This is a genomic window from Poseidonibacter sp. (assembly GCF_041821165.1).
In the GTDB taxonomy this organism is placed as follows: domain Bacteria; phylum Campylobacterota; class Campylobacteria; order Campylobacterales; family Arcobacteraceae; genus Poseidonibacter.
The window spans coordinates 1-9447 of sequence record NZ_JBGUES010000084.1; the positions used below are offsets into that span (position 1 = coordinate 1).

Here is a 9447-nt window from a genome sequence, read left to right on the forward strand (position 1 = left end):
GAAGAAAAAATATTTATTATTGTAGGTACATTTGAGACAAATCCAAATGAAAATAAAATATCAAATAAATCACCCTTGGGAAGAGTTTTATTAGGTAAAGAGTTAAATGAAGAGTTTGAATTTACTATAAATGAAAATACTTATGAATATGAGATTTTAAAAATAGAAGAAATGGAAAATGAAAATATATGAATATTGAAGATTTAAAGCAGGTTATTTCTAAAAATTTAGAAAATACAAATGAAGAGTTTAAAAGAGTTTTTCATGGAAGAGGTAATTTTTATGAAGAGTTTAAATACCTAACAATTGATTCCATTGATAAAATTTTATTTATTGTTTTATTTGAAGAGATAGAAAAAAATATTGAAGATGAAATAATTGGATTTTTAAAAGAGTTTTTAGAAACTTCAAGACATGAATCAATAGTTTTACAAAGACGATATTTAGAAAAAGCTCCATCAGAATTAATTGTTGGGGAAATTGATGATAATTTAATAGCAATTGAGAACTCTTTAAAATACAAAATTAGTTTTACAAATAAGAATATTGGTTTTTTCCCTGATATGAAAATAGGGCATAAATTTATTGAAGATGAATCAAAAGGTAAAAGTGTTTTAAATCTATTTTCTTATACTTGCGCTTTTTCAATTGCAGCATTAAAAGGCGGGGCTAAAAAAGTTGTAAATGTTGATATGTCAAAGGGTGCTTTAACTCAAGGAAGAACAAATCATCACTTAAATAACTTTGATACTTCAAATGTACAGTTTATGCCATATAATATATTAAAATCATGGAGTAGAATTAGAAAAGCAGGGCCTTATGATATTATTGTAATTGATCCGCCATCTTTTCAAAAAGGAAGTTTTGCTGCAACTAAGGATTATGAGAAGATTGTTAAAAAACTATCACAATTAGCAAGTCCTAGATGTATGATTCTTTGTGCTTTAAATGCTCCTGAATTAGATACAAATTTTATTAAAAATATGTTTAACGAGCATGCTAGTGATTTTAAATTTATAAAAAGATTAGATAACTTAGATACTTTTCCTTCAAATAATGAAGAAAAATCTTTAAAAAATCTAGTTTTTAAAAGAGGTTAATAATGCAATTTTTTCAAAAATTATGCCCATTTTGTAAAAAAGATAATCAATGTGATGTTAAAAATGCAAAATCATGTTGGTGTATGCACATAAAAGTACCAGAAGAATTAAAACTCTTAGTCCCAAAAGAAAATAAAATGAAAACATGTATTTGTAAAAATTGTATTTTAGAATATAAAGAAAATGCAGATAAATTTAAAGAAAAGTATATCAAGGATAATCAATGAAAAGTGATGAACTTACAAAAGAAAATATAAATAAACTTGTAATAATATTTTATACAAAAGTTTTAAATAATGAGAAATTAGGACCTTTTTTTGTACAAAAATTAGGTGATGATATGAATTCAGATATTTGGCAAGAACATATCAAGTTATTAACAGAGTTTTGGTACACAATGTTAACAGGTTTAGGTAATTATAATGGACGACCATTCCCTCCTCATGCACAAATAATGGGCTTAAATAGAGAAGCTTTTGAAAAATGGCTAGAACTGTTTTTTCAATCAGTTGATAAAGTATTTGATGAAAAAATAGCAAATAAGTTTAAAGAAAGAAGTTCAATTATAGCAAGTAATTTTATGAGAAATTTACAATTATAAACAACTAAAAAATCAAATAAAGAATTTTAGAACCATTTAGCCAGAAATCTCTGAAATTCTTCATTGTCTTTATACTCATACATAGTAACATAAATTATTCCAATAAAATATAATAAATGAATATAAATAAGTCATGATGCTGTCGCAGTTATTAATAAAATTATAATTCAAAGAAATTAAATATTTGGATTATATATGATAAATGAAATAGAATCAAACAATCGACTAAAAAAAATGTTCCCATTGATAATATTTTTGTTTGGCTTATTAATCATATTTATAATATCTGTTTTTAATACAATAAAAAATGATAGAAGAGTATCTTTTATAAATACTGTAAAAAAAGAATTAGCAATTAGAGGAGATATAATAAGCTCAGATAATTTCAAAATAGCTACATCTAAAAAACTTTATAAGGTTTCAATAGATACAAGATATTTAGATTTAAATAAAAAAGAACTTTTTATTAATTTGTTTTCTATATATAGTGATATACCAATGGATAAAATATTAAGAATAATAGATAAGTCATTAAAGAAGCTTGGATATGTAGTCCTATCATATAGTATAAGTTCCAGAACAGCTAAAAATTTAAAAGAGTTAGCATTTACTTTGTTAAATCTTCAAGTTTTTATTCCTAAAGAGATAAATGGAGTTAAAAATATACATGGACTAAATATAAATGAAAGTGGAGAGAAAAGAGTTAATCCATATAAAGATACATTTACACCAGTTATTGGATATATTAGAAAGTATGAAACAGAAAATAAAAAAACAAAAGTTAAAGGTGTAAAAGGTTTAGAGAATAAATATAACTCTTTATTAAATAACTCTGAAAATGGAATTTTAAGCGGTAAAAAAGATGTATTATCTTATATAAGCTTTAATAAAAAATCTACAATGAAACAAAGAATTGATGGGGACTCTATATCTCTTAATATTCCACTAAAACTTCAAAAAAATAATGAAATGATTTTAGATATTTATAAAAAAAAGTTAAATGCAGATGAAATTATAATTTCTATTATGGAAAGTAAAACAGGAAAAATCTTATCCTTAGCTTCTTCAAATAGATTTAATCCTCAAAGAATATTACAAAAAGATATTCCTTCCTTAAATGTAAAAGCAGTAGAGTATCTGTTTGAACCTGGTTCAATTATAAAACCTATATCAATTGCATTAGCAATGGACAAAAATAGAATTAAAAAAGATGAATTGTTCTTTGCATATAATTTTAATAAAAGTACAAACAAAAAAGGAGAATATCCAAAAGGTAAATATAAAATAGGAAAACATACTATAAAAGATGATCATAGATTTAAAAAAAACTATCTAACAATTGATGATATAGTAATATATTCTTCTAATATAGGAACTTTGCAAATTGCACAAAGACTAAATGCAGTAGAGTTTTTAGAAGGTATGAATAAATTTGGTTTTTCAAAGAAAACTAAAATTGATTTGCTTTATGAAAAAACTGGAAGACTGCCAAGTCTTAAACAATTTTCAGTAGGAGAAAAAGATAATCTTGATAATGTATATAAAGCCACAGTATCTTATGGTCATGGCATGACAGCTACATTTATACAAATGCTAAAAGCTTATTCTGTATTTAATAATGATGGATTTATAGTTACTCCTAAACTTGTAAATACAAAAGATAAACAAACAAATACTTTAGAAAAAAAAGAACAAATTATATCTTATAAAACAGCAAATGAAATCAAACAACTATTAATAAAAACAGTAAATGAAGGAACAGGTAAAAGTGCAAAAATTAATGGACTAGAAATAGGTGGAAAAACCGGAACTGCTCAAATAGCAAAAAGAGGTAAATATACGAAGAGTTATATATCATCTTTTTTTGGATTTGTTAATGATGGTAATAAATCATATACAATTGGTGTTACAGTAATAAATCCAAATTCAAAAGGTAAATATTGGTACCAATATTATGCTTCATATTCTGCAGTACCAGTATTTAAAGAAATTGTTAATAATTTAGTTAAGTTGGATTATTTATATTTACTTAAATAGGTTTTAAATATTAAGACCAATTACTAATCATTATATAATTAAGCAAAAAAGAGATACTATAATCAAATGCAACACGATTATGACAAAATATTAACAAGACTTACAATAATACTATCAAAACTTTATCAAGGTGAACAACTTAAAGTAAATGATTTAGCAGAAGAGTTTAATGTTAGCAAAAGAACTATACAAAGAGATTTCAAAGAAAGACTTATTAATTTTCCAATTTTTTATGAAGATAAACAATGGCAAATGCAAAAAGGTTTTAAGATTGAGAAAAATCTATCTTTAGAAGATGCTATTACATTAGATATTTTAGAAAATTTTAGTTCAAATTTAGGTATAAAATTTCATAGTAAAACTACTAATATTCTTAATAAACTTAAAAATAGACAATACTCTCCTATATTTACAAAACTAAATATGGAAGATATTAGCACTGAATATGAAAATATGATTTCATTTGAAGATGCAATATTACAACAATATAAAATTAAAATAAATTATATTTCAAGAAATAATGAAAATATAATTGAAATCAATCCTTTAAAGATAGTAAATTTTGAAGGATTATGGTATCTAATTGCAACAGATTCTAATGATAAATTAAAAAGTTACTATATAAAAAATATAACTTTATTAGAAACTACAAATATAAAATTCCAAGTTCCAAAAAGAGTAGAATCAATTTTAGATAATGCAATTAGTATTTGGTTCGATGATAGTGAATCATTTGAAGTTGTAATGCAAATAGATAACTATGTTGCTAAATATTTTAGAAATAAACCTATTTCAAATACTCAAAAAACAATATCACAAGATGATGATAAATTAACTATTTCTATAATGGCTACAAATGATATGGAGATTATTCCTATTGTTAAAAGTTGGCTACCTTTTATAAAAGTTATTACTCCAAAAAGAATAAATGAAGCTGTTAAACAAGAAGCTAGGAAATTCTTAGAACTATAATAAATATTACTCTATTTTAAAACCCGTCACTAGCCTGTCCAAACTATCCTATAAACTTCTAATACAAATCAAAAATTGGAAGTTATAACATGATCACATTAAAAAATCTTATAAGTAATTCACAGATAAATATTAATAATAAGAACAATATGAAAGAAAGTAATATTGAATCTATTGATGAAGTTAAAATTATAAATCATAGTAATTTAGCTTACAAATTAAATATCAGTGTTTATGCACAAAAACTTATGAGTAATGAAAAAGTAGTGATCCATAATCCTGAAGTATTAACTTATACTAAGAATTTAGATTTGATAAATAAATTAAAATAAAAAGGCTAATTATGTTAACAAACAATTTAATGCATATTAATTCATATAATATAGGAATTAAAAATTCTACGAATGATTATCAAAGATTATATATAAATGACTTAGTAGGTAAAAAATTAACAAAAGGTTTCGCAAAAGTACAATTAGTTAATTATATTTATTGTAAATATACAAACAAAAATGAATTTATGGACCATATTGAAGAAAATTATAATTTCTTTATAACAAGTAATAATGGAGGTATTATTGTAGAGAATGATTATATTATTGATATAGCAGTTACATCAGAGAATAGTTCATTTGTAACTTATTATGTATCTATCTTATCAATAAGTAAAGCAGAATGTCAAAATAAATTGAATAATTTAGTATTTGGTTTAAAAGATTTTCTAGATGTATCCAATAAAGTATCTTATGAAACAATTCAATATAGAGATAACCAATCATTGGATTCTTACTATTATTCTGAAAATATTTATAAAGATTTTAATCCTTTGTTTTTTCCATATATTAGTGATTGTGATGAGTATATTAACTCTTTTATAGAATCAAATTCATCTTTATTAATATTAAAAGGAATTCCAGGAACTGGGAAAACAACTTTTTCAAAACAAATAATAACAAAACTTCATGAACAAAGAGTTGATAATTCATCACTAAATGTTTTATATAGTTTTGATGAAAATATTCTTTTTTCAAATGAGTTTTTTACTAAATTACAGTTTGGAACAATTGATGTTGTTGTATTAGAAGATTTTAATTCTTCAATTCATAAAAATCAAGAATCAGAAAATGTAAATACATTAAATAAATTTTTATCTTTAATAGAGGGCCTTATTTCAAATAATATAAAAATAATTATATCAACAAATATAGAAAGTGAGAATCAATTGAATTCAGCATTAATAAGACCAGGAAGATGTTTTGATGTATTAAATTTTAGAAAGTTAGAAAAAGTCGAAATTGACAATCTATGTGATAGTTGTGCAAAAGATTTAGATTTACAAGTTGAATCTATTAATTTAAGTGAGTTTTACGCAAGAGTAAATAATGAACAGAATATAAATTGTTCAGTTAATAGTTTAGGTTTTAAAAAATAAGGAGATACTATGTTTTTAGAAATTTTTAGATATTTGTTTAAAATGATTTTGATTTACACTTGTACCTCATGTTTTGTATATTTTCTTTATGTAAATAATGAAATGATTGAAATCTCAGCGCTACTTGTTTTTATAATGTCATCAGTAATTCAACATTATGTTTTTTATATTGATGACGATGCAATTGCTAGGAAAAATAATTATAAAACAAAGTATGATTTAACTAGGAAAGATTAATAAAATATTCTTTTCATTTAGTTATAACGTAATTATATAAATTCATCTTAAAAGAAGTATGGAAAAAGTTACATTTTCCATACTTTTATTTGGAAAATTTGCTTTAATTTCGTTAAAAAGAATAAGTAATGGAAAAATACAAGAATTTCAAAAAAAACTATTTGTTTTGGTTGAAACTATTTTTAAATGATAAAGTAGAACTATTATCAAAGGGTTAAAACAATATTTTAATACTAATTATAAGTTTTATCTATTTTTAGTAGATTTCAAATTTAAATTTTTTTTACAAATTAATACAACTGCATTAAGAAATTTTGCATCTGAAAAATTAACAAATCTATCAGATGCAACAAAAATGAATACTCTATTATCAATTAAATTTTTTTTAACATTTATAGAAGATAAAAATAATGGCAGAAGTAAATATTAAAATAAGATATAAAAAACAAAGGTTAATTATTATTCTGCTAATATTATTTCAAACCATCCTATTAAGAATAACTTAAACGATTAGCTATTTTTTAGGGATTACTTTATTGTTTGCTTTTTTGAGTATTTTTAAAATATTCAAATAATCAAATAAACTATTGATACATTTTTGGTCAAGTTCATTAAAAACTCATTGTTCTCACAAATGTTAAACTAAAACTCTGTTGGAATCATATGGTGTATTATATTTAAACATAGAGTAAATCATTGTTACTATTTTCTTAGCAATAATAATTAAAGCTTCTTTTCTGGATTTACCAGTTGAAACTTTATCTCTAAAAATTTTGCGTAACTGTTCATTATGTAATACAGATGTAACAGTTGACATATATAAAGATTTTTTTGCAATAGGAATACCTCTTTATTCTCATCTAATACACATACGTAATGTTTCTCTTTTTCAACATCAATTCCAACATAATACATAATAATTCTTCAGTATAATTAATTTGTTGTGCAGTTTTTACAGCTAGTGTTAGTCTAAAATCTCATAGCTTCGTGTTATAAAAGGTAGAAATTTTACTTTCTCCTTAGCATCCTACATTAACCTTTGTGAGAGCTATGAGTTTTAATGAACTAGTTCTTACTTTAACTAATTGAACGAAAATGTATTATACGAAGGAATTAAATGTATTTAAATTATTTAGAAGAAAAAGAAAAAATAGCTTTTTTAAAGCTAGCTCATTATGTTGCACATTCAGATGGCGATTTCTGCCATAATGAAAAAGTTATAGTTGGATCGTATTGTAATGAAATGGGTATTGTGGATTTTGAAGTTAATTTAACTGAAGATATAAAAAGTATTTGTAGTGAATTTAAAAATACAAAATCTAAAAGAGTTGTTATTTTAGAATTAATGTCAATAATAAATGCAAATGGAGAATTTAAAGAAAGTGAGAAATTAATAATTGATCAACTCGTAACAAATTTTGAAATAAGTGAAGATTATTTAGAAAATGTTCAAAATTGGTCAAACGCATTACTAGACATTGTTGATCAAGGTTTTGAATTAATTGAAATATAGTATGGAGTAATAAATGACGCTAATTGAGAAGAAAAATTTAAAAAAAAATATAGATAACATTATTATTCAATTTAGAATAACAGATGATACTATAAAAAAAATCAATAAGAAAGAAAGAGATGTTTTTGTCAACCAAAAACTACTAGATTTAAATGGAAAGTTTATCGAATGGGGATTAAAACATAATCTTATAAGAAATGAAGATATTACAACAAATTCTTTTTTTACAAACAATAAAGATTTAATAAGTCATTTAAATGATATTGGAGCAATAGGTTTTGGTGGCGCAGGAATTGGTGGCGCTGCTGTTGCGTATAATGTTGCAGCTGCCCCAGTATTCTTAGGTTTTGGTGGTGGTATAGGAGCAATAGGTGCTGTCGGTGCTGCGGTAATTGCAGCTCCTTTAGTTATATCTGGAATTGCAGTTTTTGGTATTATGAAATATAAAGAAAACAAAGTTATTAACGAACTTATTAAAAAATATGATGAAGAAATTTTAAAAGTATCTAGGTTTTACAAAAACAGGATAAACTCTATTCAAACAAAAGAAAAAGCTAATACAAGCAAATCAATAGAAATAAAAGAAAAAGCTAATACAAGCAAATCAATAGAAATAAAAGAACAAGTTCATATAGCTGAATTAGTTAAGTCAATTATGTCTTATACAGCAAATATAGATGGAACTATTTCTGAAAAAGAGAACAGTATAATTGATAAAGAGACTGAAAAGTATTTAATAAACTCATCAAAAATAGAAGAGCTAAATACAAATTTTATCGATATCAAAGAACTAACAATAAATGAAGAACTTGAATTATTTTATAATAATACTTCAATAGAAATACACAAAAGCTTTTATAATACATTATATGGATTGGTATTTTCAAATTTGAATTGTATTCAGGAGAAAATAACCTTTTTAAAAGATGTTGCAACAAAATTTAAATTGGATAACGAATTTATTGATCAATTAGAAAAAAAGCACTCTTTATCGGAAATATACGAAAATGAATTTGCATTATTAGCTATTTTGATACAAATATCTAAAAACCTTAATAGTATATCTTTATCTGCTAAGGACTTAATAAAATATGAGTATTTCCCTGATATAAAAATACATCAAATTTTAAAAAAAGAATATAAAAACCTAAATAGTAAACAAACAATAAATTTAGATTTGTATAAAAAATCATTATCAGAAGATCAAACTATTTATTTTGAACTATTTTACAAGATATCTAATTATGATAAAGAAGTTTCAAAAGAAAATAAAGCCTTACTAGATGATTTTCAAAAATACTTTAACATATCAAATGTCAACTTGCAAATACTTCAAGTGAAGTATTTTAATGTAAATGATAAAACTTTAGTTTATTATATAAATAGTAATAACTTTGGAATAAAAGATGAAACAACTGTGAAAAATTCTAATCATGGACTTACTAAAAATAATTTTTTTGATAAAGTTCCACAAATGATAGATCAAATTTTTGGAATATCCAACATAAAAATTAATTTTATTGGAGATAGTAAATATAAAAATAAACTTGAAGAA

At 23.3% G+C, this 9447-nt stretch carries 13 protein-coding genes; 12 read left to right on the forward strand and 1 reads right to left on the reverse strand.

Translation table 11 applies throughout. The features are described 5' to 3' along the window. The 10 genes from ACERKK_RS07790 to ACERKK_RS07835 form a co-directional block, all read left to right on the forward strand. The coding region (locus tag ACERKK_RS07790; protein ID WP_373772518.1) for a GreA/GreB family elongation factor at nucleotides 1-192 on the forward strand (192 nt) is incomplete at its 5' end. Then, entirely contained in the window at nucleotides 189-1100 is a 912-nt protein-coding gene (locus tag ACERKK_RS07795) for a class I SAM-dependent methyltransferase (RefSeq protein WP_373772519.1), read from the forward strand. The genes ACERKK_RS07790 and ACERKK_RS07795, both read left to right, overlap by 4 nt. Before the next feature lie 2 nt (nucleotides 1101-1102). After that, nucleotides 1103-1327, forward strand: coding sequence for a cysteine-rich CWC family protein (locus ACERKK_RS07800; RefSeq protein WP_373772520.1), 225 nt, complete (start codon nucleotides 1103-1105; stop codon nucleotides 1325-1327). Next, complete coding sequence (locus tag ACERKK_RS07805; protein ID WP_373772521.1) at nucleotides 1324-1701, forward strand: group III truncated hemoglobin; 378 nt, start codon at nucleotides 1324-1326, stop codon at nucleotides 1699-1701. The genes ACERKK_RS07800 and ACERKK_RS07805 overlap by 4 nt, the downstream gene beginning before the upstream one ends. Nucleotides 1702-1896: 195 nt before the next feature. Further along, nucleotides 1897-3738 carry a peptidoglycan D,D-transpeptidase FtsI family protein gene (locus tag ACERKK_RS07810; protein ID WP_373772522.1) on the forward strand — a complete coding sequence of 614 codons (1842 nt, stop codon included), beginning with the start codon at nucleotides 1897-1899 and terminating at the stop codon, nucleotides 3736-3738. Between the two features lie 66 nt (nucleotides 3739-3804). Further along, complete coding sequence (locus ACERKK_RS07815; protein ID WP_373772523.1) at nucleotides 3805-4710, forward strand: helix-turn-helix transcriptional regulator; 906 nt, start codon at nucleotides 3805-3807, stop codon at nucleotides 4708-4710. A gap of 149 nt (nucleotides 4711-4859) precedes the next feature. Beyond that, nucleotides 4860-5042 carry a hypothetical protein gene (locus tag ACERKK_RS07820; protein ID WP_373772524.1) on the forward strand — a complete coding sequence of 61 codons (183 nt, stop codon included), beginning with the start codon at nucleotides 4860-4862 and terminating at the stop codon, nucleotides 5040-5042. Nucleotides 5043-5053: 11 nt separating this feature from the next. Further along, complete coding sequence (locus tag ACERKK_RS07825) at nucleotides 5054-6142, forward strand: AAA family ATPase (protein WP_373772525.1); 1089 nt, start codon at nucleotides 5054-5056, stop codon at nucleotides 6140-6142. Nucleotides 6143-6151: 9 nt separating this feature from the next. Continuing rightward, entirely contained in the window at nucleotides 6152-6379 is a 228-nt protein-coding gene (locus ACERKK_RS07830) for a hypothetical protein (protein WP_373772526.1), read from the forward strand. Nucleotides 6380-6584: 205 nt separating this feature from the next. Beyond that, nucleotides 6585-6809 carry a hypothetical protein gene (locus tag ACERKK_RS07835; RefSeq protein ID WP_373772530.1) on the forward strand — a complete coding sequence of 75 codons (225 nt, stop codon included), beginning with the start codon at nucleotides 6585-6587 and terminating at the stop codon, nucleotides 6807-6809. A 207-nt stretch (nucleotides 6810-7016) separates the two neighbouring features. Here the strand turns inward: ACERKK_RS07835 and ACERKK_RS07840 are convergent, their stop codons facing one another. Further along, entirely contained in the window at nucleotides 7017-7196 is a 180-nt protein-coding gene (locus tag ACERKK_RS07840) for a hypothetical protein (protein ID WP_373772527.1), read from the reverse strand. Between the two features lie 300 nt (nucleotides 7197-7496). Here ACERKK_RS07840 and ACERKK_RS07845 point away from each other — a divergent pair, with 300 nt between their 5' ends. Both ACERKK_RS07845 and ACERKK_RS07850 read left to right on the forward strand, forming a co-directional pair. Continuing rightward, nucleotides 7497-7892: a hypothetical protein gene (locus ACERKK_RS07845; RefSeq protein WP_373772528.1), complete on the forward strand. Its 396-nt coding sequence runs from the start codon at nucleotides 7497-7499 to the stop codon at nucleotides 7890-7892. Nucleotides 7893-7905: 13 nt separating this feature from the next. Continuing rightward, the coding region (locus ACERKK_RS07850) for a hypothetical protein (protein WP_373772529.1) at nucleotides 7906-9447 on the forward strand (1542 nt) is incomplete at its 3' end.

Bases quoted from the DNA above. Each gene is read 5' to 3' on its own strand.
- ACERKK_RS07795 (WP_373772519.1), top strand. From the start codon at position 189: ATGAATATTGAAGATTTAAAGCAGGTTATTTCTAAAAATTTAGAAAAT.
- ACERKK_RS07800 (WP_373772520.1), top strand. From the start codon at position 1,103: ATGCAATTTTTTCAAAAATTATGCCCATTTTGTAAAAAAGATAATCAA.
- ACERKK_RS07805 (WP_373772521.1), top strand. From the start codon at position 1,324: ATGAAAAGTGATGAACTTACAAAAGAAAATATAAATAAACTTGTAATA.
- ACERKK_RS07810 (WP_373772522.1), top strand. From the start codon at position 1,897: ATGATAAATGAAATAGAATCAAACAATCGACTAAAAAAAATGTTCCCA.
- ACERKK_RS07815 (WP_373772523.1), top strand. From the start codon at position 3,805: ATGCAACACGATTATGACAAAATATTAACAAGACTTACAATAATACTA.
- ACERKK_RS07820 (WP_373772524.1), top strand. From the start codon at position 4,860: ATGAAAGAAAGTAATATTGAATCTATTGATGAAGTTAAAATTATAAAT.
- ACERKK_RS07825 (WP_373772525.1), top strand. From the start codon at position 5,054: ATGTTAACAAACAATTTAATGCATATTAATTCATATAATATAGGAATT.
- ACERKK_RS07830 (WP_373772526.1), top strand. From the start codon at position 6,152: ATGTTTTTAGAAATTTTTAGATATTTGTTTAAAATGATTTTGATTTAC.
- ACERKK_RS07840 (WP_373772527.1), bottom strand. From the start codon at position 7,196: ATGTCAACTGTTACATCTGTATTACATAATGAACAGTTACGCAAAATT.
- ACERKK_RS07845 (WP_373772528.1), top strand. From the start codon at position 7,497: ATGTATTTAAATTATTTAGAAGAAAAAGAAAAAATAGCTTTTTTAAAG.